Raw genomic sequence first — 24,298 nt, forward strand, 5'->3', positions numbered from 1 at the left:
ACTCCCCTCCCGTTTTCAACTTTTGGTTTTAGAAACCTATAAAGGCCCGGATCACCAAGAAAAAAGCGGTGGGAGGAATGAAAGCTTACAGGCTTCACGTTCAGGGTATCGTTCAGGCCGTCGGCTTCCGTCCCTTCGTTTACAGGATAGCACACGAGCACGGGTTGAGGGGCTACGTCAAGAACCTCGGCGATGCAGGCGTCGAGATAGTGGTCGAGGGCGATGAGGGAAACATAGAGGCCTTTATCCGCGACCTCTATGCAAAAAAGCCCCCGCTTGCGAGGATAGAAAGTGTGAAGAAAAAAGAGATACCCATCCAGGGATTCGACCGCTTCTACATAGAAAAGAGCTCCCAGGGCGGAGGGGGTGGAGACTCGATAATCCCTCCAGACATAGCGATATGCGACGACTGTCTGAGGGAGCTTTTCAACCCAGCGGACAAGCGCTACATGTACCCCTTCATAGTCTGCACCAACTGCGGGCCAAGGTTCACGATCATCGAGGATTTGCCATACGATAGAATCAACACCACGATGAGAGAGTTCCCGATGTGCGACTATTGTGAGAGCGAGTACAAAGATCCCCTCAACAGGCGCTATCACGCGGAGCCTGTCTGCTGTCCCGTCTGCGGACCATCTTACAGGCTCTACACGAACAATGGAGAGGAGATAACCGGAGACCCGCTGAAAAAGGCGGCAGAGCTCATTGATAAGGGATACATAGTGGCGATAAAGGGTATCGGCGGGATCCACCTCGCCTGTGATGCCACCAACGAGGAAGCTGTTGCGGAGCTGAGGAGGAGAACCCACAGGCCCCAGAAGCCCTTTGCTATAATGGCAAAGGACGTCGAGACTGTGGAGGAGTTCGCCTTCGTCTCGCCGGAGGAGCTTGAGGAGCTGACCTCTTACAGGAGGCCAATCGTGACCCTCCGCAAGAGGGAGCCGTTCCCGCTGCCGGAGAACCTTGCCCCGGGACTGCACACAATAGGCGTCATGCTCCCATACGCGGGAACCCACTACATCCTCTTCCACTGGAGCAGAAGCAAAGTCTACGTCATGACCTCCGCCAACTACCCGGGAATGCCGATGGTAAAGGACAACGAGAGGGCCTTTAGGGAGCTGAAGGACGTTGCGGACTACTTCCTGCTCCACAACAGGAAGATACTCAATAGGGCTGACGACAGCGTTATACGCTTCGTGAACGGCAGGAGGGCGGTTATAAGAAGGAGCAGGGGCTTCGTGCCTCTGCCGATAGAGATACCCTTTGAATACCGCGGCCTGGCCGTTGGGGCCGAGCTGATGAACGCCTTCGGCGTGGCAAAGAACGGGAAGGTCTACCCGAGCCAGTACATAGGCAACACATCCAAAGTTGAGGTTCTTGAGTTCATGAGGGAAGCCATAGGGCACTTCCAGAGGATCCTCCGCGTTAAGGACTTCGACTTAATAGTCGCCGACCTGCACCCGAGTTACAACACGACCAAGCTGGCAATGGAAATGGCCAATGAGCTGGGGACCGAGCTCCTGCAGGTCCAGCACCACTACGCTCACATAGCGAGCGTTATGGCCGAGAACGGTCTGGATGAAATCATAGGGATAGCGGTTGACGGGGTTGGCTACGGCACCGACGGAAACACCTGGGGCGGTGAGGTAATATACCTGAGCTACGAGGACGTGGAGAGATTGGCCCACATAGACTACTACCCGCTCCCCGGCGGAGATCTGGCAAGCTACTACCCGCTGAGGGCGCTTATGGGTGTGCTCAGCAAGATATACGGTGTTGAGGAGCTGGAGGGGATAATAGAGAGGTGCTGTCCCAAGGCGGTAGAGAGCCTCCGCTACGGGAAGGTCGAGTTCAAAGTGATTCTGAACCAGCTCGCGAAGGGAATAAACACGGGCTATGCGTCCTCAACGGGAAGAGTTCTCGACGCTTTCGCTGTGCTCCTCAACGTGGCATACAGAAGGCACTACGAGGGCGAGGCCGCGATGAAGCTTGAGAGCTTCGCGATGCGCGGCAAGAACGACCTCAAGTTCGAGGTTCCGGTCGAGGGCGAGCTGATAAAGGTTGATGAGCTGTTCAGGGACGCTTTGGAGGTTCTGGACAGGGCTGCCCCGGCGGACATAGCCTACTCAGTCCACCTCGCCCTGGGAAGGGCCTTTGCGGACGTTGCGGTGGAAAGGGCGAAGGAGTTTGGCGTGAGGAACATCGGCATCAGCGGTGGGGTCGCCTTCAATGAGCTGATAGTCAAGACGGTGAGGAAGATGGCTGAAGCGAACGGCCTGAACTTCTACACCACCCACGAGGTGCCGCGCGGCGACAACGGGATAAACGTGGGACAGGCTTTCCTCGGCGGCCTGTACCTTGAGGGATACCTCACGAAGGAGGACCTGATGTTGTGAGGAAAGGTTAAATTCAATTTATTCACAACGATAACTGGGGGGAGAAAGATGAAGATCAAGCTCGAACACGGAGCAGGCGGGGAAATAATGGAGGAGCTCTTGAGGGACGTCATACTGAGGACACTGACCCTCAAGAGCGCAGGAGGAGTTGGACTGGATGCCCTCGACGACGGGGCGACGATACCCCTCGGAGATAAGCACCTCGTCTTCACGATAGACGGGCACACAGTGAGGCCGCTCTTCTTTCCGGGGGGAGACATTGGCCGTCTTTCAGTCAGCGGAACAGTGAACGATCTGGCAGTTATGGGGGCAAAGCCCCTCGCTCTAGCCAACTCTATGATAATCGGTGAGGGCTTCGACGGCGAAGACCTGAAGAAAATCCTCCGCTCGATGGATGAAACGGCCAGAGAAGTCCCGGTTCCGATAGTCACCGGCGACACCAAGGTCGTCGAGGACGGCATAGAGATGTTCGTCATTACAGCAGGAATAGGGATAGCCGAGAGGCCGATAACCGACTCGGGGGCGAAGGTCGGTGATGTCGTCCTCGTCAGCGGCACCGTTGGCGACCACGGCATCGCCCTGATGAGCCACCGCGAGGGGATAGCTTTCGAGACCGAGCTGGAGAGCGACGTGGCCCCGATATGGGAAGTGGTTGAGGCCGTGGCAAAGGCCATTGGCTGGGAGAACATCCACGCCATGAAGGACCCGACGAGGGGCGGGCTGAGCAACGCCCTCAACGAGATGGCCAGAAAAGCGGACGTCGGTATACTCATAAGGGAGGCGGACGTCCCAATAAGGCCAGAGGTCAGGGCGGCGAGCGACATGCTTGGAATAAGCCCCTTCGATGTAGCCAACGAGGGCAAGGTCGTCATGATAGTCCCGAAGGAGCACGCTGAGGAGGCCTTAAGGGCTATGAGAGGCACGGAAAAAGGCAGGAACGCCGCGATAATCGGCGAAGTGATAGACCAGTACCGGGGCAAGGTTCTCGTTGAGACCGGAATCGGGGGTAAGAGGTTCCTGGAGCCGCCGGCCGGGGACCCCGTCCCGAGGGTCTGCTGACCTTTTTTCCCAATTCTCACTTTTGTCCCCAACCTTCGGTTTGAGAAAGCCGTATAAGGCCACTTTTCCAAATTTCAAACGGGTGGTGGACATGATAATCGCAAAACCCTGCACCACGATGAAGGGCATCGTTATAAGCGGCTACTCATGGGAGAAGCAGGTTAAGATAGACCTGACGAAGACGGCCCAGTGTCTCAAGCAGAGGGGCTATGCAGTCAAAAAGCTCATCCCCGGCATGATGCTGATCCTTGAGATGGAGGGCTACGAGACGAGCGTTTACCCGAGCGGAAAAATAATAATCAAAATGCTCGAAGACTCCAACAAGGGCCGCGAGATGGCAAAGGCCATATACGACTGTGCCGGAGTTCTGGAGGTGGTTGCATGAGGATCCCTGATGATGTAAGGAAGGACATACCCCTGACTTCTGAGGTCATATACTTCGACAACACCGCAACCTCTCTCACCCCGAAACCCGTGGTAGAGGCCATGGACGAGTACTACCTGAAGTACCGTGCCAACGTCCACAGGGGGATCCACAGGCTCTCCCAGATGGCGACCCACAAGTACGAAGAGAGCAGGAAGATTGTTGCCGATTTCCTCAACGCCAAGTTTGAAGAAATAGTGTTCACCAAGAACACCAGCGAGAGCCTCAACCTCGTGGCTTTGGGGCTCGAACACCTCTTCAAGCCCGGCGACAAGATAGTGACCACGCCCTATGAGCACCACTCCGATCTGCTCCCCTGGCAGAGGCTGGCCAAAAAGCTCAGCCTGAAGCTGGAGTTCATCGAGGGCGACGACGAGGGCAACCTAGACCTGAGCGACGCGGAAAGGAAGATTAAGGGGGCAAAGCTCGTCGCGGTTCAGCACGTCTCCAACGCCCTCGGCGTCATCCACGAGATCGAGGAGCTCGGAAAGATGGCCAAGGAGGAGGGGGCGATATTCGTCATTGACGCTGCCCAGAGCGCTGGCCACATGGAGGTTGACGTCAAGAAGTTCCGCGCCGACTTCCTGGGCTTTTCTGGCCACAAGGGGCCGATGGGGCCCACGGGAATTGGGGTCCTCTACATCAATGAGGAGTTCTTTGACACCTTCGAGCCTCCTTTCCTTGGAGGTGGAACCATAGAGGATGTTGACCTGTGCTGTTACAAGCTAACCGAGCCGCCGGAGAGGTTTGAAGCAGGAACGCCCAACATAGGCGGAGCAATAGGTCTCGCCGCTGGAATAAAGTACATCGAGAAGATAGGCCTCGACAAAATCGAAAGGCAGGAGTACAAACTCGTGAAGCGCATCACGGAGGGCCTCGACGAACTTGAAGTCCCGTGGTACGGGCCGAGGAACCTGAAAAAACACGCCGGTGTTGTGAGCTTCAACGTTCCGCCGCTCCACCCGCACGACGTCGCGGCGATACTCGACGAGCACAGGATAATGGTTCGCTCCGGCCACCACTGCGCCCTGCCGGTCATGAAGAGGCTGGGCATCAACGGAACCGTGAGGGCCTCGTTCCACGTTTACAACAGCATTGAAGAGGTGGAGACCTTCCTGGGAGTCATGGAGGAAATAGTGAAAAGTCTGAGGGGCTAAAGGGGCATCTCGCCCCACTCCACACCTATTGTTTCGGGCGTGCGGTATATAAATGCCCCCGCCCATTAGGACGTGCTTTCTCATCGGGCCGGCGGAACGCCGTTGGCCTCATAGGCCTTATCATTAAGTCCCTCCTTTTTCTGACCACGCGCTCACGACGAGGAAGGCCATTCCCGCGATGGTTATGCTGTAGGTCTCTCCTAGATCCACCAGGATGTTTCCTCCAAACTTCGGCGGGTTTCCGGAGTAGAACGCTTCGTCCAGGGGTGTGTATCTCTTCTGGATGCCTTCTGCATACTTGTTCTCGGACTTCGCCACCTCCAGAAGGCTCTTCACCTTTCCCGGCCACTCGTCCATCCCGAAAACCTTGGGGGTTCTTCCGCGATAGACCGAGTCGTAGAAAACGTCCTCGCCCTTCCTCTAAAAAAGCCTGACGGCTATCTTGGAATACCCCATAAGTCCACCGGTTAAAAATACGGGGAGGTTGTATAAACGGGTTCTGGTTCGCTCCCCTAAACGACCCTGACTACCCGCTCCATCCACGGACTCACGCGAACCCTGATGTAGCCCCGGAGCTTTTCGTCAACTTCCCTGTCGCCCGTGTAGACCCGAACCGCGCTGCCGGCTATCTTCGATGGCGTTGCCACAACGAGGATGTTCTCCTTCGGGATCCTCCTCAACACCTCGGCGGAAAACTGCTGGTTACCCCTTCCGAAGAGAAAGCCGAGACCCCCTATCACCGTAACGACTATTTTCGGACCTCTGTCAGTGAAGTGGAGGAGGTCCCTTTCAGCCGCGTCCTTCACGAGCAGTTCCGCCTTCCCGTCCCTGACTTCAACGACATCAACACCAAGGAGAGTTCCATCTATACCAAGCCTGTCCTTTATCCTCTTGATTGTCGAACCGGAGCCAAGGAAATAAACTCCATCCCTTTCAAGTATCTCCTCTGCAACCGCTTCGGCTATGGCCTCAAGCTCTTCCTCTTCATCGAGTGGAAGTCTCTCCTTGCTCCCCTGGACAAGGGTCTCGACAACCGGGACGATGGCCTTCCCGTAGGTCCTCGCTTTAACCTCGTCGTGGCGGTAGGCGTCTTCATCTATGTCCCTTACCTCACGCTCTTCAAGCTTTACACTACCATGGAGAAACTCCACCAGAACCCTCGCCGCGTCCTCTGGCGAGGTGGCAAAAACACCAGAGTACATCTTAACCCCGGTGGGGATTCCGAGGATCGGGAGATTCTCATCGATTGCCTCAACCACATCCCTGGCCGTTCCGTCTCCGCCCGCAAAGAGGAGGAGGTCAACCTTTCCGAGCATCCTTCTCGCGAGCTCCTTGGTGTCCTCTGAAGTCGTGTCGGGAATTTCGACACCGTCAAGGACGCGGTAGCCTATCTCCCTGTGCCCGATTACCTCAAATGGGATGTCAAACTCCTTTAAAACGTCCTCACCGAGCGGCCTCGGGCCGGTGAGGAACTCGATTTTTCCAGCTTTACCGTAGTGGTCCAGCTCGGCCAGGAAGAGCCTCACCAGGTCGGCCGCCACGGGTCTGGCACCCCTCCTGACGGCCTCATCAACAACACCGTCCGTGCCCTTGAGGGCGACCTTCCCACCCATCCCGGCTATCGGGTTGATTATAAGCCCAACGCGCATGGGATCACCTCATGTACTTTCTCGCGAAGACTGTCAGGAACACTGCCCACATAAACATTCCAAAGAGGGCCTCCACCGAGGCGATGACCCTGCCGACGCCTATCGGGTGGTAGTCACCGTAGCCCAGGGTCGTGGCCGTTACGACGCTGAAGTATTCGTAGTCGAGAAAGGCCATGCTGCTTGATAGTCCCTCTACACTGTTAGTCAGGAAGAACAGAACCGGGAAGAAGACGTTGACAGCTAGGATCCATATGAGTATCGGCCTCTTCCAGTCGGTTCCATACCTGCAGGTCAGGTCGGCAAAGAGCCACTCGAAAATGCCCTCCAGTTTGAGAAAGAACTTTTTGAGGCCCTTTCTCCTGCCGCTCAGCCGGGAGTTCCTCTTGGCGACCATCTCAAGGTAGTAATACCCGTCCGCCCTCTCAAAGTCCCCGTTCCTCTCCCAGCTTATCCTGGCAAGACGGTAGAAGACTTCCGCCGCGCGGTAACTGTTGAACCTGCAGTCTTCAACTTCAACAAAACCCTCAACGCTCAGTTCGACAGGTATGTTGGGAAGGACAGTGGAATTCCACGTGAAGTCCCCGTGAAAGGACGTCTTCCGGAATATCATGTTGCCCATAACCTTCGTATGGACGAACTCGGGGTTCTTAAGCCAGCTACCAAGTATCTCGGCGTGGCCGAAGACCCTTAGGTTCTCGAATACGAGACCGCCGTGGAAGCGCCTCACGCTCAGCCTGACCTGCCTCTTAAACCTCGCCGACTGGTCGAACTCTATGTCCCGCAGCATTAACGCCGTTACCTTCACGCTTCTTTCAGAGGATGTTGCCGGCTTTATGCCGTGCTCCTCCAGAATGCGTTTCATGAGCGGGTAGCGGACGTTGATTCCAATTCTCCTTACGTCTCTGAGGCCGCCCAGCTCTATCCGCCCGAGTGCCCTCTTTTCGCCGTACTCCTCCTCCCCCCGGAGGCCCCTCCCGATGTACTCGACAGAGTTTATCATGACGTAGCGGACGCTTGAATCCCAGACGTATACCGAATTTGAGAACTTTACCATGATGATGTTTAGGCCGAACACCTGCGAGTTGTGAATCAGTATCGTCCCGAGCTCACTCCCAAAAACGACAATTCTGCCAACGTGGGAACTGTAGACAGTCAGGCCCCTAAGGCTTACGGAGTCCAGAAGCAGGTTCATGATCCTGGAGTTCTTGAACACCAGGGGCCTCTCCGCCCTAAAACCGCTTACCTTAATGTCATACAGGTAAACGCCTTCGAAGTACGTCTGGCCTGCTTTCAGCCTCCTCAGAAAAGCCTTCTCCTTGATTTCTCTTATTCCCTCCCCCAGAAGCCGCTCGCCTTCATCGTAGGGGATGTGCAGGGGGCAATACTTTGAACCCTCAACTGGTTTTAGCCTGCATCTGTGCCCGTTCTCGTAGACGTACTCGCACATATGCCTCCCGGACAAACTGGGTCTGGGGATTAATTAAGGTTTTCTCCACTATCGGGATGAAGCACAGTATGCTAGGTAGCCACACTTGAACATCCAGGTAGGTTTTCCACCAGCAACCTTTTTAAACCGATCCCCACTCCCGAAGCCCTCAGGGTGAAAAAATGAGTCAGAGAACGGCGGTCGCAGTGAGAAACGCCACCATAGCAAACCGCTACCGCTATATACCCACCATCCCAAGGTGGTTCTACTCCTTCGTGCCCTTCAAGGTAGCCACGGGTGGAAGCTCAGCGCTTGTCAGCCTCTACCTCCTCCAGCTCGGCGGGAGTGCCTCAACGGTCGGGGCCGCCTTTGCCCTGGCCAGCCTTGCCTCGATGCTAGGGGCCCTCTTCTGGGGCAGGCTCAGCGACAGAACCCTGAGGAGAAAACCCTTTATAATCCTCGGCTTCATCAGTGTGCCGGTATTCCTCCCTCTTATGGCCTTTGCAAAAACTCCATCCCAGCTCATAGCTGTCAACACAGCGTACGCCTTCTTTCTGGCATCCACCCTTCCGGTTCCCATAGCGTTGGTCTTGAGGAGCGTTAGAAAACACAGCTGGGGCTACGGCATAGGAAAGTTTAACGAGGTAAGCGGCTGGGGCTGGGTTCTCGGCTTGGTCCTTGGTTTCGGTCTTTCGCGCTTCCTTACCATACCTCAGCTATTCCTTGCGTTCGGCCTGATAGGCCTCCTCGCTGTACCAATGGCCCAACGCCTGATACGCGAGGCGCCCGTGTACATCAACAGAAGGTCAATAGCCGCTTTCGGAAACTACGTTATCGAAAAGGCCCGTTATATGCCCTCCTTTATACTCCACACCAACTTCAGCCTGCCCAACGAGCTGAAGAGGTTCTACGTAGCGTTTTTCCTGTTCTGGGTAGCGGCAGGGCTGTACTTTCCCCAGATACCGGTTCTCCTCACGGAGAGCGGCTTTGGCAGGGGAACAGTTTACCTCGCCCTTATCGTGAACTCCACCATAGCGGCACTCAACTACACTCGTGTAAGTCTCAGTATGGGGCAGGAAAAAGAGAGAACCCTGAGGAAGGGTCTGCTACTCCGCGCCGGGGCTTTTGTGACGGTACTGGGTGGACTGGTTGCATCGCCGGCCCTGTTGCCCCTCATCCTCGTGTCATACGCCCTGGCTGGCTACTCCTGGACTTTTATCGGGGTCTCCTCGACGGCCATAGTGAGCGAGAGGGCGGGAGAGAAGGAGAAGGGCAGCGCTATGGGAACCTACAACGTGGTTAGTTCGGCGGGATACATAACGGGTAGCGCCCTGAGCGGGGCCGTCATATCAGGGGCAGGATTTGGGGGTGCCTTTGGCCTGGGACTGCTCCTTCTCGGGGGCAGCCTAGTACTGATGAAGAGGTAAAAGAAAAGCTCAGAACTTCAGAACCCTAGCGAGGACTATTAGCGGATCCCATACTGGAGCGAAGGGCGGTGCGTATGCCAAGTCAGTGAAGAACACATCCTTCGTGGTGAAGCCGGCCTGAATCATCACCGCCGCTGAATCAATCCTCGGCAGTATCTCGGCACCGACCGCCTGAACGCCGAGGAGCCTGTTGGTCTCATTGTCAACCACGCCCTTGAGCCAGATTTCCCTGCCCCCCGGGTAGTAGTGCGGCTTCGTTCTGGCCTTTATGAAAGCAGTCCTGACGTCATAACCTTCTTTGATTGCCTCCGCCTCGGTGAGGCCTGTCTTTCCTATCTCAAGGTCGAGGAACTTGGTTATGCTCGTGCCCAGAACACCGGGGAAGTATATTTCCTTTCCGGCTATGTTGCTTCCAGCCACGTAGCCCATCTTGTTGCCGGCCGGTGCGAGGGGCATCCAGACGCGCCTGCCGGTTATTACGTGCTTGGTTTCAGCGACATCGCCGGCGGCATAGACGTTCTCAACACTCGTCTGCATCTTCTCGTTCGTCCATATTGCACCTGTCTCCCCTATCCTGACGCCGAGCTGCCTCGCAAGTTCTGTGTTGGGCTTTATTCCAGTCGCTATTATGACAAGGTCGGCTTTGTACTCGCCGGCGTCGGTAACCACCTTCTCGACCCTCTCCCTGCCCTCGAAACGCACAGTGAGCTCCTGAAGGCGAAGGTTGAGGTTGCTCCTGAGTTTCTCCTCAACGATGTCGGTTATTTCCTTGTCAAAGGTTTTCCTCAGCACCCTCTCGCTCCTTCCGATAAGGGTTACGTTTTTCCCGCGTTCAACGAAGGCCTCGGCCATTTCAAGGGCTATGTAACCGGTACCTATGACCACAACGTCCTTGACATCGTGCTTCTCCATATAATCGGCTATTGCAACCGCATCCGGTGGGAGATCCGCGGTGAAAACTCCCTCAAGCCCAATAACCTCAATCCCAGGAACCTGTGGCGAGGCACCGTTGGCAAAGACCAGGTAGTCCCATTCGTAGGTGTGCTCCCCATCCTCTTCCCTGACGCGGACACTACCCTGCTCGACCTCTATGACTTCGGCCTTCATGTGGAGGTCTATGCCGCGCTTCTTGATGAAGACTTCGGGGGGATAGTGCATGAGCTTCTCCTTCGGTGAGATGCCCTCGACGACGTATGGCACGCCGCAGGGAGCGTGGCTGACCCATTCCGTTGCCTCGAAGACCTTGACGTCCCACTCAGGTTTGAGCCTCTTGACGCGAGACGCGGCACTCATTCCGGCCGCTCCACCGCCTATGATAACCACCGTTTTTCTCATTCTCCATCACCGAGAAGGGTTCAAAACCAAAGGTTAAAAAGGTTGATGTGCAGAAGCGGGTCATTCCTTCTTGGAGAGGAAGTACCTCTTCCCATTAACCTCAATCATGCTGTAGATTTCCCCTTCACGAAGGCTTATCCCGGGCTTTTCAAGCTCGTAAGTCTCGTAGGTTTCCATGTCCATGAGCTGAACCTCCTTTGGAGTAATGCTCGTCACCATGGCCTCGCTCCTCTCGTGCTCTACAATCTCTATGCCCTCCCTCTTCACGGTCTTCCAGTCCCTGTGCTCCTCCCTGTGGGTGGAGAGGTTCTTGATTCTGAGTCCCTTCCCGTCGACCTTCTTGACCTCGTAGACGTTGCCCCGCTTATCGGCCACTATATCGCCCTTCTGGAACTTTGGAATCCTTACGCTGACGCTTGTCCTGTAAACTTCCCTGCTCGTCTGCCTGTCCACCCCAACGAGTTCGTAGGCCTCACTTATCGTCCCGCCAAAGCGCTCCTTTATGGCTTGGGCGAGCTTTCTTGCTGAAGAAGTCGAGCCCATGTAAAAGTCAAGCCCTTCCTCCTTCTCTATCGTGTCCTGGATGAAACCCATCCTGTCCTTTCTCATTATCTCATCTACCTTCTCCTCGACGAGCTTTCCGATGACCTTCCTCTCCTCCTCGGTCAGGGGCCTGTCCTCGGCGCGAACCTGGAGAATGGCCTCAAAGTAGCCCCCAAGGAACTTCTGACAGCGTGGACAGACAGTCTGGCGGACATAGACCGTGACGTGCTTTCTCTCGTTGTGGAGCTCCATCTGGAGTTCATGGGTCCTGGCCTTAACGCGGACTTCGTAGGTTATTATCGCGGGGAAGTACTCGATGTGCCAGTCCACGGGCTGGAACGCTATGACGGCTCTCCCCACAGGAAGGCTCTCAATTCCCTCAATCTCCTCAGCAGGAACGACTTCGTACTCCCTAACTACCCCGCTCAAAGAGTCTTCCATGGCCTCAATAAGGGCGCTGTCAGCAACCTCAAATATAAGCTCCTCCAGCTCGTAGCTGCTGGGGTCGACCCACACGCCCCGTTTCCGATAGCTCCCGCAGTTCTGGCAGAGTTCTGTGCTTATCTCGCTCTCTATGAGCAGTACGGGGTTCTCCTTACGGTAGCAGACCTGACAGAGTCCCTCTATGAGCGGGCCACCCTCACTCTCGCTTATTCCACACCGATAGCAGAATCTCTCACTCATACGTCTCACCGGAGGGAGAATCGAAAGGAGAGTTTAAAAACCTTCAGAGAAACAGCCTGGCCATCTGGGCGTGGGGGACTCCGTCTATGTACAGAATCCGCTCTCTGTCAACGTAGCCCAGCTCAATTGCCTTCGACACGCATCGCTCTCCGGTAAGGTTGGCTATGGTGGCCTCCTCCAAGAGGTTCTCCAGTGCGTCCTCCTCCACCAGATTGCCCTTATAAAAGCGCTCCTTCACCTCCAGCTTCAGTTCGCCCTCGCGGAATGTCTTCCCGAGGAGCTCTTCGTCGCATGCCGCAAGAAGGACCTCACCCTGAACGCGGTAGATTTTAACGTATATCATGGGAGCCACCGGGTCAAAACAACGTATCTACTCTTAAAAACCTTGGGGAGATGGAAAAATCGTAAAGTAAAAAGAGGGGAAGTTCAGCCCTAAGAGCTCTCAAGAGCCTTTATGGCATCCTGGAGCAGCTTGGTTGCCTTGTATATCGAGCTGTACGCTGTGCTGAGGTACTGAAGTGCCAGTATCTCCATCACAGATGGCTGGTCAAACCGCTGGGTTCCGTGGAGGTATACGGATGCCTGCTGGTAGTACTCTTCCGCCTTCTTCTTGTACTCCATGGCTTTTGCGAGGGTCTCGTTGTCAACGCCCATCTTGACGGCTTTCTCATACAGTTTGTCGAAGTCCGAGCTGTACTGGTTGTAGAGCATGTTCCAGACGTAGTTAATCGTAGTTATTGCCATCAGATCCTCCCTGCTGATGAACGTAACCTTGATGTCTCCTGGCGAGTGGAGGCGGATCTTGACGTAGAGGATAAGGGCTCTGGGCGTCCTGTCTTCCGTAATGCCGAGGAGCGTCGCGTCCTCAACCTGGATGTTGTAGTTTATCGTGTCGGGCGGCAGGAGCATCAGTACCGTGACGATTGTTCCGTGGTCACCGTCCACAGTCACCCGGTAGGATCTCCTTGTCTCAATGGTGGTGGTTATCTGAGCCTCTCCAAGGCTCTCAGCTATCTCGACGTTCTCCTGAGCGGTTGTTTCCTCTGCAGGTGTGGCTTCAGGACTCTCTTCGAACTGAGTGAGGTCAATGGCCTTAATGTAGACACTCTTCTGGTTATTGTCGAGATTGATATCGTCGGAGGTCTCCACGACGACGGTGTACTTGTGCTGCTCAGTGTCTGCTATCGGTACGAGGAACGATGCTGAGTACACCTCACCGGGCCCTATAACTGGGATCACTGCCTCAAGCTCCGTTGGAACACCGTCCTTCATGAGGTACACCCTGACGTTGGTGGCGTTCAGCACTCCATCGTTGGTTATGTAAGCTGTCAGGTTGTAGGTCTCGCCAACCTTGTTCTTACCGTTGGTCTCAACGCTAGTAATCCTGACGTCCACCGGGCTTGGCAGGAGCTTTACTGGAACCGTGAACATTATCGGGAACTTGTCGCTTCCGATGATTATCATTCCCATCAGCGGCTGGGTAGCGTTCATGTTGGTCTCGGTGAGGTTGTATGCCGCGGTTATGGTGTAACCGTCCTCCCCTGGGGTTATGTTGGTTACCTCAAGCTCGGTTCCCTCGACCTTTGTGATGCTGAGGTCATAGGTTGCCGCCCCAGGGGCGGGGTTGCTCCAGGAGTAGACTTCAATGATGTACTGGCCGGGCATCGGGTACTCAATGGTAACGCTCTCATCCGATGTGGAGGTGGTTGAAAGCCCCATCAGGATCCAGGAACCGTTGTAGTTATAGTATACGTAGAGGTCGAGGTCAACGCCGGCCATGTCATCCCAGTCGCTCTTGAGTTCGATGCTCAGGAGCGGTGAGTCAGTGATGTTAACTGTGTAGTAGTCCGAACTGCCGGTCTCGGGTGCGGTTACACCGTAGTATTCTATGGGTGCGCTGAATCCGTATGCGGTCGCGGTGATGTCACCGATCCAGTCTGGAACTGTCAGGTGGAAGGTTGTTTCGTCGCTGTCCTCCTTAACCACAACCCACTGCTCAGGATAGAGCTTGGCGATGTCCACACGTCCCTGGAAGGGTATTACCGGTACCATTGAATGTGGAGTGTAGACCCAGAGAGCATTGAGGCCGGGTACAGCTTTTGCCATTACGACGCTTTCGCCCCTTACGCCAATGTACAGAGTGTCTCCTCTGGCAGAGTCCACAAGGGTGTACGGGCCGAAGACGTCGGGGTACTCAAGGCTCCATGCGTCCACCATGGGCTGGAGCAGTGCGGGCTCGACTGTTGCCACTCCTGTCCAGTTGACATCCACGAGTATGTACCCGTTCTTGGCATCTTCCTCAGGGACGTTGAAGTAGTACAGCCTGGCGTCTTTTACATAATCTGCACCCTGTGTACCATAGAGGTAGGAGTTGTCGTAGAGGCCAGTGGAGTTGGCTCCACCTCCAAAGGCGAACGATGGGCTCGGCGACGCCACAATGACGCTGACCGGGATAGTCACTGTTCCTGTTCCGTAGTCAACGTATATGGCGCCCTCATAGAGGCCATACGGAGTGTCCTTCGGGACGGTCAGGGTTGCCTTGAACGTCATGCTGGCCTTGGAGTCCAGGTCAATGCTGGTTGGCCACACCTGAACCCACTTCCAAGGCACTATCCTGTAGAACTCAAGCTTGATAGTGCCGTTGAAGGTGGCGTCTCCGTACTGCCTGACCTGCAGGTAGAGGCCCTCCGACCTCTCAAGCGGCTTCTTAACTGTGAACGACACGACGGACCCAAGTCCACCCTGCTGGATGAGCCCGTAGTCACCGTAGAGCCTGACCAACATATCAACGCCGCTCATCGGGGTGTCCGAGTAGACAGTTACCCTCATCATGTCGGTTCCGCTGGGAACGTAGCCTGATATCGGAACGAACGGCCAGTTTGTTGCGTTGACATTCTGAACCGGTATTTCCACCTCTCCGACCTTCTCCAGCACGCCAGTCGTTATGTTGACCCTCGTGGGTTCTGGGTTGTAGTTGGTGATTGTGAACTCCTGGGTGTCCTTCTCGCCTGGATACATCACATTCGGGAATGCCTTGTGATCCTTGCCTTCGTATGATCCTGCCTGCCAGTTGTTTGGACTTACCAGCACTCCACCAATGCCCATGGCAAGTTCAACTGCCCTAGTAGCGTTGAGGTAACCCGCACCCTGCTGGAAGACGTCGTTGTACACGTTTTCAGCCGATGACATGAGTATTGACCTCATCTCCTCGGTGGTCGGATATCTTCCGTGGGCCTGGTAGAACGCCTGAGCGACCAGTGCACCCACACCTGCGGCCATGGGCGTGGCGAGACTGGTTCCGGACCAGACCTCATTGGCATACTTGCCTCCAAGGACCGGCCAGAACCTCCATGCCTGCATGTTGAGCGTGGTGCTTCCAAGTCCGAACATTCCAGTAGCAAGGACATCCGGCTTAGGTTGCCCGAGGGCGTTGGGTCCCCTGCTGGAGAACTCAACAACGTCTCCGTAGTAGTCAACAGCGTTCCATCCAACCGCTATGCGGTAGCCCCACTCGGTGGCAGCTCCCACAGTTATGGCACCGGGTGAAGCGCCCTCACTCGGCCCCGTTGCATACCCCGGTCCCTCGTTAGCGGCGGCGAAGAAGTGAACCGTTCCCGGCCTTTCCAGTGTCAGGTTCATCAGGAACCTGTCCGGGAAGCTGAATCCTCTGTCAAAGGAGTAGTAGAGTCCCCTTCCGTAGCTGTTGCTGGTTATCTGGGCCTCATCGCCAGTTCCTGGAACGCCGTCGTACCCCTCAGTGGCAAAGTACATCATGTCAATCCAGTTGGCAGTCCACGTGTACAGGTCTCCTTCCGCTATTATCTTCGACTCGTATGCGTTTCCGACCACAGGATAGAAGTTGCCCGGAAGTCCAAACTCTGCAGGCCCAATAGTCCTTCCTCTAGCGGCGATTGCTGCAGCACAGAGGGTTCCGTGCTCAAGACCTCCTGCAAATACCGTACCGAGCATGAATGCAACGAGGGAACCGTCTTCAGGAACCAGCTTGCTTTCATTAACACCGTAAGCGCCGAGGTTCCACCTGTCATACACCTGCTGGGCATAGGGTATCGGAGTTTCGCCGTCAGCTATGTAGTAGATCATTCCTCCGGATATGTCAGCGTATCCGTCCTGTCCCGGGAAGCTGACCTCCCCGTAGTACGGGACGAACTCAGTCTGGAAGATGTCCCATGCGACGACGGGGTTGTCCTTTGTGTGGCCCTCATCCTCGTTGAAGTCTATGAAGTAACCCCACTCGCTGGTCAGGTCAACGTAAACCTTGTCGGTTACATTATCGCCGTTGGAGTCGACAGCGAGTACCATTCCGGGATAAAGGTAGTATGAATCCGGTGGGGTGTTTATGTAAGCCAGGGCAAAGTCCGGATGGAGTCCTATGTGGAGGGTGCTGTTGTAGTTGAAAGGCAGTGTCAGGTCAGTGTTGAGCGGCAGTCTGAATGGCAGGAGCCCATAGTCGGGGCTGTATGGAAGTGCCATATAGCCAATGCTTATCACAGTTCCGTTTGCATCGGGTATAACAGGGTCTGCCAGGAAGTCCGTTAAGGACGGAACCAGGTAGTTGTAGAGGATTCCTATGTATCCCAGTCCAAGGTCAACTGCACCCCTATTGATAGCCGAGACGCGGAAGGTTTCACCTCCCACCTGGCCGACGCTGGGTATTCCAAAGTTCATCGTGGAGAGAGTGTCAATGCTTATGTGGAGGTAGTCGGAGGTGAACTCCTCGGGCTCAGGCGGGTAGTATTTTATGGTGTTTGCATGTATTGTGTAGGTGGTATTGCCCGGGTTGTACCAGCTTAGAACCATTATTGTATAGTTGCCGATCATCGGGGAGTCTATGGTCACGCTCTCGTTGGAACCGGCATATGCTGAGAATCCAATGAGAGTTCCATTTACAACCGTTCCGTTCACTACCGTGGCATTGTAGAAGACGAGGAGATCAACGTCAAGGCTCTCGTTGGCACTGTGTGTGTGGACAAATAGCTCATCAACGGAGGAGTTTATCTGCACCTGGTAGAGGTCATAGTACCCCGTGGGCGGGGCTGGAACGTCCGGGGCATAGAGAAGGGTGTCCACGGCGTACGGGAACTCGAACCCGCTGGTGTCAAGGTAGTTAGTGCTTATGAGGAACAGCCTCCCACCGCCATCGAGGTATGCGCTGAGGTTTTCAAGCTCATAATAGTAGAACGGCTTCTCGTTCATTCCGGTGAACCACACGACGGCAGAGTAGTTAGAAAGCACCGTGGAGTTCGGTCTCGGACCGTCAACGCCCACACGGTACATGGTGTAGTTGTAGCCCAGCAGGTCAAAGGCCTCCGTATAGTACTGGTCAAAGTCATACCACATTGACCCGTTGTTGTTGGGGCCGTCGTCATCATCGACGAGGAGTATCGTTCCGGTGGGAGTCCCATTGAAGAGGAACTGCAGGACGCTGTCGATGACGTATGCCCTGTAAGTCGCGTTTGGTATGTTGGCCAAGCTCATTCCCGAGAACGCCGTGGAGAACGTGTCACCCTGATAGCCCGTTATGTATGGAGCGTACATGAGGTAAGGAACCGCGGTTATGTAGGATGTGTTGGTGTACCATGGCATGATACCGAAAAGAGGTACTGCCTCTGGGAACACGAGGTCGTACATAAGGTAGTCCATCATGGACGCACTGTCAAAGGCTATAGGCCAGCCGTAGTAGGGGGAGTCTGGATTGGTGTCAACGGCGTAGGCATCGTTCAGGTCGGGGTTTCCGAAGTCAACGCCGCTATCTATAACTGCAACGTTAATTCCTTTTCCAGTTATGTTGAACTTGTCCCAGACATCGGCTGATCCAAGGTTGTAGACCGCATAGGCATCCTGCGGACTGGGAACCGGGTAGTTCTGCCTTATCTTCTGTCCAAGGCCGATTTTGGCTTTTAGAATTGGGGAAACCTCCGGGACTGTCATGAACTTGGGCAGAACCGCCTTCATGTCAAAAAGCGTCTTACCGTCGAACTGAACCGGCCTGCGGGCCATAGCAGGGTACACACTGCTGAGCCCCGGAGAGTTGTGCTCTTTGAGGGCCTTAATGAGTTCTGAAACGTCCAAGCCCGGGGCGTCTGCTTCCCTGATGGTTTCAATGAGGGGCTCAACATCGCTCATTGGAGAGATCTCAATGACCCCTTTGATCTTTGAAATGCTCTCTACGGTTCTCAGGGCGTCCTCTGAAATCTTGATTCCAAGTATATAAACGTCAACACCCCCGATCCTCGCGTGCCCCATGACCCGCACTCCGCCGATCTTCAGGTTCTCAAGGGGATACTGCGACACGACTCTGACAGGGAACCAGAATTCGTGGTCAAACTTGGCCTTTTGGAGTTCCTTAATAAGGTCTATCAAATCCTGACTTACAGTCGCACCTGGAACCTGCTGGAATTCACTGGTTGATGGGGAACTGCCGGATGGCACTTTCTTTAGAATCACTCTGCTCGACGGCACCGCCTGTGAATACGACGCGCCGGAGACAACGGGAGCTGGTAGCATTGCTGGTATTATGGACAGCAGCATCACTACCGCGATCAAAAGGCTCAAGGCCTTCTTATTCATTTTGACACCTCCCAGTCGTAATGCTCATCTTTATTGTGATAGAAGCATTAATATAAAGATTTCGCCTTTCAGGTAGTGTTTGATACCGAACAGGACTGATAAGAGCATGACAGAGTAAATATGGGCATTAAGGTTTCATTTCCAGTGATAATTTATTCAATGATCAGTTACGCCCAGACACAAGGGTGGCACATGACCAAAATGTATAAAATATTGTTCTCACAGAGGCCAATAAGCAGGAAGTGTGGTGAGTCTCGATGGAGACACGAAAGCTGGTAATTCTCATAGTGGTGGCCCTGGGCCTGGCAGGGATGCTGTTTAACTACTACATCCCCCATTATCAGGGAGGCGAGATTTATGAGGCAGCCAATGATGCATTCCACCTGCTGACCCAAGGGTTTAATGTGACCGTGAGTGTAAACACAACGGAGGGAAAAACGGTAACTGGAACCCTGGTAAGCGTCCAAGGCTCCACGATAAAGATAAACGTCAAAGGAAAACTGTTCACTGTCGGTGGTCCGAGTTCCACAAAAGAAGACCTAAGGGCGCGGTTTATAGGGGTGGAGTACCATGGGAAGGTCTATGTCTACGAGCTCCCCCCGAGACAGGGCCCTTTCAGGGAGATAATTAATTCCATAACCGTGGATGCATACTCCGAGAGGTTTACTGGAATGATATATATAGAAGGGAACGTGTCCCCGATAGAGCTGGGCATGCTGAAGTATCAGGCGGATTACATGGCATACGGTTCTATAACGATAAATCAGATAGCCCCAAACGGGGCGATAATAACGGCGAATATGGTCCCCATCGAATACCTAAAGAGGTACCTCGGAAACCATATCGCATACGTATACGGCATACTTTACGTTAACTCCGATAACAGAACTCTTCCCCTAAAGATAATTGAGGTGAGAAGTGGATGATAAGACCCTCCTTTCTTATACCCGTCTTCTTCATGGTGTTCCTGGCTGTTGGGCTGTCCCAGCCAAAGACCCTGCTTGTGGCATCTGCGTTTTCCGTGGCAATGGTGCTGGGGATATCACGTGGGGATCAAATAGAGTGGCGAGATGAGGGGATTCCCATAGAGGAGAGGCATGTTTTATGGGCGTTCTGGGCGTCCATATTGATCGTGATTATCCAGATCATAATGGTAAAGTCCGTTCCCCTCCTGAATCCATCAGTGAGGACACTGCTGAACCCAAGACTCACCGCCATAACGTATTTCCTCGGGGTTCCATCAAGCATCTACCTGTTCCTCAGGGGAAAAAAGTACTCGCTGGTTTATCCCGCGGCAGTTGCGCTTTATGCATACCGAACGCCCGTGGTCGTCAGCCTCTTGGGTATCGGGATCGCGTACTATGAGTCCTCAGGAGGGCTCAAAAAGATCAGGCGCTGGTACGTTCTCGGCCTTGTCGCCCTCCTCTTGGGGATGGGTCTTCTAGTCACTGTCATGAGGGGAGAATCCCTTTCCACCCTTGCGGTCAGAGTCCAGGCAACAACCTCCGCCCTGGATGTGATAGTCTGGAGGGCCGGATGGAAGGGCCTGTACCATGGGCAGCTCCAGTGGAGCGGGGTAGCATCGTACATCACGGGGGGGTACTCCCCGAGGGGCCTGATAGCCAGGTTTCTGTACGTTAAGGACGTCACCGTCACGGCCACCCTCATGGGGGGCATGTACCTAGATTTCGGGGTGTTCTCGATAGTAGAAGGGTTCCTGCTTGGGGTGTACTACGGGCTTATCCAGAACTCCAGAACCGTTCTCAGTAAGTCCATATATTACTCCACACTTGCTTATGGATTGGTGGGAATAGAAACCGGTATACTGGACCTTCCTGTGTACATGTTATTTATAATAGGAATATACATCGTTGTCAGGGGCACGCTGTTAAGGGGTCTGAATGTTAAAAAATCCGAAACGTGGTGAATAATGGGGTCTGACCGAGTCTTCTGGGCTGCTGCCATAATATACATTGCAGCTGCGGTGGTGTCAAAGGCAGTATACTCGAGCCTCCTTCCGGGACCCGCCCCCGGGCCCCTTGCGTATTCGCTGCTGTTTCTTGGGGTGATGAGGGGTTCATACCTGCTGGCGCCCAGGATAGACCCGCGCTTCAAGCTCGGAACTTACGGAGCACTTTTGGTCACTATAATGGTTCTAAGCCTGGGCCCGGAAGCTCTCGCAATACTGGCCAGCCTCGGCATTATAGCCCTGTTCCTGATCAGAAGACCAGCTCCTGCAAGGACAGCCCTGCACTTATCGCTCGCCATTACCGGGATTCTCCTCAGCGCCGTCCCGATATTCATGGGAGCCATCCCCCTGGCCCACCCTGAACTCAGGTACTCGTCCTACAGGGTTCTGTACCTTGCGGCGGGGTACCTCATAGTGGCCGCGATTTCAATACGTGCGGATTTCCGGCTGTTCCTGATAGGTGAGGTGATTGCTCTCGTCTCAACGTTTAGGACGACGGGTCTGGCGGTTGCACTGGCCTATTTCCTGAAGCTCTTACAGAGGGGCCGGCCCAGAACATGGGGCATTAAACGGATCCTTGCCCTCAGCGTGGCGCTATCAGTCATAGCAGGTGTTTTTTTGGCAAGGTACCTGGCAACTGTGAATACCTACTCCCGTTGGGAACTGGGCTTCTTGGAAACGCTCCTTTACCGGCCCGGCGCAACATACACCGTCTACGAGAGGCTCTTTGATCTGGGGATGCCATGGGGGAAAGGATGGATACTCCTCCGGACAGACCCCAAGATGTTCGTGGGGGCGCTTTTCGGGAGGGACGTGGGGTACACCTACACACTCTTTGGCCAGCCCGTCTACGACTTCGGAGTGGTTGGACTGGCCGAGGCAGTAATCCTCGGTGCTGCTCTCCGCGATTCCATGACAATGGAGGAGGCAAAAATCCTGTCAGTCGTGTTGCTGACGCTGGCTATTCCCATAGGGCTTGATGCATTTTTCATGTCTGGCATTGTCTACCTGGCGCTCCTGTCCACGTGGGACAAACTATCGAGAGAAACTACGGCAACCCAAAAGAGGCCATCTTGATCGGAAGGGCTCGATGAACACATTTTAAACCAATTCCATTTCTGTACTCCATAGAACAGCCATGGATAGTTAATTTTAAATACGGGCCCTCGATATATCACCCGCAGTAATAGTTGTGGAGGGATTCGCATGAGCGAATACAAGTTTATAAAGTGGTTTGAGGAGCTCAGCAAGAAGGATGTGCCCCTTGTCGGTGGAAAGGGTGCCAACCTTGGAGAAATGACCAACGCCGGAATTCCAGTTCCGCCCGGGTTCTGCGTTACCGCTGAGGCCTACAAGTATTTTGTCGAGAATGTCAAGCTTGAGGACGGTAAGACCCTTCAGGAGTGGATTATGGAGATCATCGCCCAGACCAACGTTGATGACTCCAAGCAGCTCCAGGAGAACACCGCTAAGATCAGGCAGAAGATAATCGAACTTCCGATGCCCGCCGAGATAGCCGGGGAGATTGAGAGGGCCTACAAGGAGCTCTCCCAGAGGTTCAACAAGGACGCCGTTTACGTCGCCGTCAGGAGCTCGGCCACCGCCGAGGATCTCCCGGAGGCCAGCTTCGCCGGCCAGCAGGAGACCTACCTCGACGTCTACGGCGTTGACGACGTCATAGACAAGGTCAAGAAGTGCTGGGCCAGCCTCTGGACTGCCAGGGCTACCTTCTACAGGGCCAAGCAGGGCTTCGACCACAGCAAGGTCTACCTCTCAGCTGTCGTCCAGAAGATGGTCAACAGCAAGACCAGCGGTGTTATGTTCACCGCCAACCCGGTCACCAACAACAGGAACGAGATCATGATCAACGCCAGCTGGGGCCTCGGTGAGGCCGTCGTCAGCGGCAGCGTTTCCCCGGATGAGTACATCGTCGAGAAGGGCACCTGGAGGATCAAGGAGAAGTACATCGCCAAGAAGGAGGTCATGGTCGTCCGCAACCCGGAGACCGGCAAGGGGACCATCTACGTCAAGGTCGCCGACTACCTCGGTCCGGAGTGGGTTGAGAAGCAGGTTCTCACCGAGGAGCAGATCATCGAGGTCGCCAAGATTGGTGCCAGGATCGAGGAGCACTACGGCTGGCCGCAGGACATCGAGTGGGCCTACGACGCCGACGACGGCAAGCTCTACATCGTCCAGAGCAGGCCGATCACCACCCTCAAGGAGGCCGAGACCGCCCAGGAGGCCGCTGAGGTTGAGGAGGCCGAGGTCATCCTCAAGGGTCTCGGTGCTTCACCGGGCATCGGTGCTGGCAGGGTCGTCGTCATCTTCGAGGCCGACGAGATCGACAAGGTCAAGGAGGGCGACATCCTCGTTACCACCATGACCAACCCGGACATGGTTCCGGCCATGAAGAGGGCTGCAGCCATCGTCACCGATGAGGGTGGAAGAACCAGCCACGCCGCCATCGTCAGCCGTGAGCTCGGCATCCCGGCAGTCGTCGGTACCAAGGAGGCTACCAAGAAGCTCAAGACCGGCGACTACGTCACCGTTGACGGTACCCGCGGTGTCGTCTACAAGGGCATAGTCAAGAGCCTCGTCGAGAAGAAAGAGGAAGAGAAGGCCGCTGGCGGACAGGTCGTCGTTGCCGGTGCTCCGCTCGTCACCGCCACCAAGGTCAAGGTCAACGTCTCCATGCCGGAGGTCGCCGAGCGCGCCGCCGCCACCGGCGCCGATGGTGTCGGTCTCCTCCGCGCTGAGCACATGATCCTCACCATAGGCAAGCACCCGGTCAAGTTCATCAAGGAGGGCAAGTTCGACGAGCTCGTCGAGAAGCTCGCCGACGGCATCAGGACCGTTGCCGCTGCCTTCTACCCGAGGCCGGTCTGGTACAGGACCCTCGACGCCCCGACCAACGAGTTCAAGGAGATGCCCGGCGGAGAGGACGAGCCGGACGAGAGGAACCCGATGCTCGGATGGCGCGGAATCAGGAGGAGCCTTGACCAGGTCGAGCTCCTCAAGGCCGAGTTCACCGCCATCAAGAAGGTCGTCGAGGAGGGCTACGACAACATCGGCGTCATGCTCCCGCTCGTTGCCAACCCCGAGCAGATCAGGAAGGCCAAGGAGATCGCCAGGAGCGTCGGCCTTGAGCCGCACAAGGACGTCGAGTGGGGAATAATGGTCGAGGTTCCGGCCGCTGCGCTCATCATCGAGGACCTCATCAAGGAGGGCCTCGACTTCGTCAGCTTCGGCACCAACGACCTCACCCAGTACACCCTCGCCATCGACAGGGACAACGACAGGATAGCCTACCTCTACGACGAGAAGCACCCGGCAGTGCTCAAGCTCATCGAGAACGTCATCAAGGTCGCCAAGAAGTACGGCGTCGAGACCAGCATCTGCGGACAGGCCGGCAGCGACCCGAAGATGGCCAAGATCCTCGTCAGGCTCGGCATCGACAGCATCAGCGCCAACCCCGACGCGGTGGAGCTCATCAGGAAGACCGTCGCCCAGGAGGAGCAGAAGCTCATCCTCGAGGCGGCTCGCAAGAAGCTCTTCGAGTGAGCTTTCTTCCCTTTTCTATTCGTTTCTATCGTTTTGAAAATCGGGCAGCGTTTCTCCGAGTAAAGGGGAAGTTTTAGTCG

Annotated in this window: 16 protein-coding genes; 9 read left to right on the plus strand and 7 right to left on the minus strand. The window is 55.1% G+C overall.

The genetic code is table 11. The annotated features are described in order from the left end of the window. Nucleotides 1-77: 77 nt before the first annotated feature. The 4 genes from hypF to E3E36_RS09255 all read left to right on the plus strand — a co-directional run bounded on the left by hypF (nt 78) and on the right by E3E36_RS09255 (nt 5,036). Nucleotides 78-2,396, plus strand: coding sequence for a carbamoyltransferase HypF (hypF, locus tag E3E36_RS09240; protein ID WP_167895125.1), 2,319 nt, complete (start codon nt 78-80; stop codon nt 2,394-2,396). A gap of 48 nt (nt 2,397-2,444) precedes the next feature. Beyond that, nucleotides 2,445-3,455, plus strand: coding sequence for a hydrogenase expression/formation protein HypE (gene hypE / locus E3E36_RS09245; protein WP_167895126.1), 1,011 nt, complete (start codon nt 2,445-2,447; stop codon nt 3,453-3,455). A 91-nt stretch (nt 3,456-3,546) separates the two neighbouring features. Then, nucleotides 3,547-3,840, plus strand: coding sequence for a hypothetical protein (locus E3E36_RS09250; protein WP_167895377.1), 294 nt, complete (start codon nt 3,547-3,549; stop codon nt 3,838-3,840). Further along, the gene (locus E3E36_RS09255; RefSeq protein WP_167895127.1) at nt 3,837-5,036 is read left to right on the plus strand and encodes a cysteine desulfurase; all 1,200 of its coding nucleotides are present in this window, start codon (nt 3,837-3,839) and stop codon (nt 5,034-5,036) included. Before E3E36_RS09250 ends, E3E36_RS09255 begins: the two co-directional genes overlap by 4 nt. 123 nt (nt 5,037-5,159) lie before the next feature. On the opposite strand, the gene E3E36_RS13230 is transcribed toward E3E36_RS09255, so the two are convergent. The 3 genes from E3E36_RS13230 to E3E36_RS09270 all read right to left on the minus strand — a co-directional run bounded on the left by E3E36_RS13230 (nt 5,160) and on the right by E3E36_RS09270 (nt 8,132). Then, nucleotides 5,160-5,393 (minus strand): hypothetical protein, encoded by a 234-nt coding sequence (locus tag E3E36_RS13230; RefSeq protein ID WP_240911835.1) that lies wholly within the window; start codon nt 5,391-5,393, stop codon nt 5,160-5,162. Nucleotides 5,394-5,548: 155 nt separating this feature from the next. After that, on the minus strand, nt 5,549-6,685 hold the full coding sequence (locus E3E36_RS09265; RefSeq protein ID WP_167895128.1) for an ATP-NAD kinase family protein: 1,137 nt from the start codon (nt 6,683-6,685) through the stop codon (nt 5,549-5,551). A gap of 4 nt (nt 6,686-6,689) precedes the next feature. After that, nucleotides 6,690-8,132 (minus strand): potassium channel family protein, encoded by a 1,443-nt coding sequence (locus E3E36_RS09270; RefSeq protein WP_167895129.1) that lies wholly within the window; start codon nt 8,130-8,132, stop codon nt 6,690-6,692. Between the two features lie 161 nt (nt 8,133-8,293). Between E3E36_RS09270 and E3E36_RS09275 the strand changes: the two genes are divergently transcribed. After that, nucleotides 8,294-9,538, plus strand: a complete 1,245-nt coding sequence (locus E3E36_RS09275) for an MFS transporter (protein WP_167895130.1) — start codon at nt 8,294-8,296, stop codon at nt 9,536-9,538. Nucleotides 9,539-9,547: 9 nt separating this feature from the next. On the opposite strand, the gene cdr is transcribed toward E3E36_RS09275, so the two are convergent. The 4 genes from cdr to E3E36_RS09295 form a co-directional block, all read right to left on the minus strand. After that, nucleotides 9,548-10,873, minus strand: a complete 1,326-nt coding sequence (gene cdr / locus E3E36_RS09280; protein WP_167895131.1) for a CoA-disulfide reductase — start codon at nt 10,871-10,873, stop codon at nt 9,548-9,550. Between the two features lie 60 nt (nt 10,874-10,933). Continuing rightward, complete coding sequence (locus tag E3E36_RS09285) at nt 10,934-12,100, minus strand: 60S ribosomal export protein NMD3 (RefSeq protein WP_167895378.1); 1,167 nt, start codon at nt 12,098-12,100, stop codon at nt 10,934-10,936. A 43-nt stretch (nt 12,101-12,143) separates the two neighbouring features. After that, nucleotides 12,144-12,443: a DUF424 domain-containing protein gene (locus E3E36_RS09290; protein ID WP_167895379.1), complete on the minus strand. Its 300-nt coding sequence runs from the start codon at nt 12,441-12,443 to the stop codon at nt 12,144-12,146. A gap of 89 nt (nt 12,444-12,532) precedes the next feature. Further along, entirely contained in the window at nt 12,533-18,688 is a 6,156-nt protein-coding gene (locus E3E36_RS09295; RefSeq protein ID WP_167895132.1) for a S8 family serine peptidase, read from the minus strand. A 257-nt stretch (nt 18,689-18,945) separates the two neighbouring features. On the opposite strand from E3E36_RS09295, the gene E3E36_RS09300 reads away from it, so the two are divergent. The 4 genes from E3E36_RS09300 to ppsA all read left to right on the plus strand — a co-directional run bounded on the left by E3E36_RS09300 (nt 18,946) and on the right by ppsA (nt 24,218). After that, a complete protein-coding gene (locus E3E36_RS09300) occupies nt 18,946-19,614 on the plus strand; it encodes a hypothetical protein (protein WP_167895133.1) in 669 nt (222 codons plus the stop codon). Beyond that, nucleotides 19,611-20,615 (plus strand): hypothetical protein, encoded by a 1,005-nt coding sequence (locus E3E36_RS09305; protein WP_167895134.1) that lies wholly within the window; start codon nt 19,611-19,613, stop codon nt 20,613-20,615. The genes E3E36_RS09300 and E3E36_RS09305 overlap by 4 nt, the downstream gene beginning before the upstream one ends. 141 nt (nt 20,616-20,756) lie before the next feature. Next, nucleotides 20,757-21,734: an oligosaccharide repeat unit polymerase family protein gene (locus tag E3E36_RS09310; RefSeq protein WP_240911836.1), complete on the plus strand. Its 978-nt coding sequence runs from the start codon at nt 20,757-20,759 to the stop codon at nt 21,732-21,734. A 129-nt stretch (nt 21,735-21,863) separates the two neighbouring features. After that, nucleotides 21,864-24,218: a phosphoenolpyruvate synthase gene (gene ppsA, locus E3E36_RS09315; protein ID WP_167895136.1), complete on the plus strand. Its 2,355-nt coding sequence runs from the start codon at nt 21,864-21,866 to the stop codon at nt 24,216-24,218. Nucleotides 24,219-24,298 lie beyond the last annotated feature (80 nt).

This window comes from Thermococcus sp. M36 (assembly GCF_012027355.1).
Taxonomy (GTDB): Archaea; Methanobacteriota_B; Thermococci; order Thermococcales; family Thermococcaceae; genus Thermococcus.

What these genes read in the sequence shown, in the direction of transcription:
- hypF (WP_167895125.1), top strand. Translation starts at nt 78, where the DNA reads ATGAAAGCTTACAGGCTTCACGTTCAGGGTATCGTTCAGGCCGTCGGC.
- E3E36_RS09265 (WP_167895128.1), bottom strand. Translation starts at nt 6,685, where the DNA reads ATGCGCGTTGGGCTTATAATCAACCCGATAGCCGGGATGGGTGGGAAG.
- hypE (WP_167895126.1), top strand. Translation starts at nt 2,445, where the DNA reads ATGAAGATCAAGCTCGAACACGGAGCAGGCGGGGAAATAATGGAGGAG.
- E3E36_RS09305 (WP_167895134.1), top strand. Translation starts at nt 19,611, where the DNA reads ATGATAAGACCCTCCTTTCTTATACCCGTCTTCTTCATGGTGTTCCTG.
- E3E36_RS13230 (WP_240911835.1), bottom strand. Translation starts at nt 5,393, where the DNA reads ATGGACGAGTGGCCGGGAAAGGTGAAGAGCCTTCTGGAGGTGGCGAAG.
- E3E36_RS09250 (WP_167895377.1), top strand. Translation starts at nt 3,547, where the DNA reads ATGATAATCGCAAAACCCTGCACCACGATGAAGGGCATCGTTATAAGC.
- E3E36_RS09275 (WP_167895130.1), top strand. Translation starts at nt 8,294, where the DNA reads ATGAGTCAGAGAACGGCGGTCGCAGTGAGAAACGCCACCATAGCAAAC.
- E3E36_RS09290 (WP_167895379.1), bottom strand. Translation starts at nt 12,443, where the DNA reads ATGATATACGTTAAAATCTACCGCGTTCAGGGTGAGGTCCTTCTTGCG.
- E3E36_RS09285 (WP_167895378.1), bottom strand. Translation starts at nt 12,100, where the DNA reads ATGAGTGAGAGATTCTGCTATCGGTGTGGAATAAGCGAGAGTGAGGGT.
- E3E36_RS09270 (WP_167895129.1), bottom strand. Translation starts at nt 8,132, where the DNA reads ATGTGCGAGTACGTCTACGAGAACGGGCACAGATGCAGGCTAAAACCA.
- ppsA (WP_167895136.1), top strand. Translation starts at nt 21,864, where the DNA reads ATGAGCGAATACAAGTTTATAAAGTGGTTTGAGGAGCTCAGCAAGAAG.
- cdr (WP_167895131.1), bottom strand. Translation starts at nt 10,873, where the DNA reads ATGAGAAAAACGGTGGTTATCATAGGCGGTGGAGCGGCCGGAATGAGT.
- E3E36_RS09255 (WP_167895127.1), top strand. Translation starts at nt 3,837, where the DNA reads ATGAGGATCCCTGATGATGTAAGGAAGGACATACCCCTGACTTCTGAG.
- E3E36_RS09310 (WP_240911836.1), top strand. Translation starts at nt 20,757, where the DNA reads ATGAGGGGTTCATACCTGCTGGCGCCCAGGATAGACCCGCGCTTCAAG.
- E3E36_RS09295 (WP_167895132.1), bottom strand. Translation starts at nt 18,688, where the DNA reads ATGAATAAGAAGGCCTTGAGCCTTTTGATCGCGGTAGTGATGCTGCTG.
- E3E36_RS09300 (WP_167895133.1), top strand. Translation starts at nt 18,946, where the DNA reads ATGGAGACACGAAAGCTGGTAATTCTCATAGTGGTGGCCCTGGGCCTG.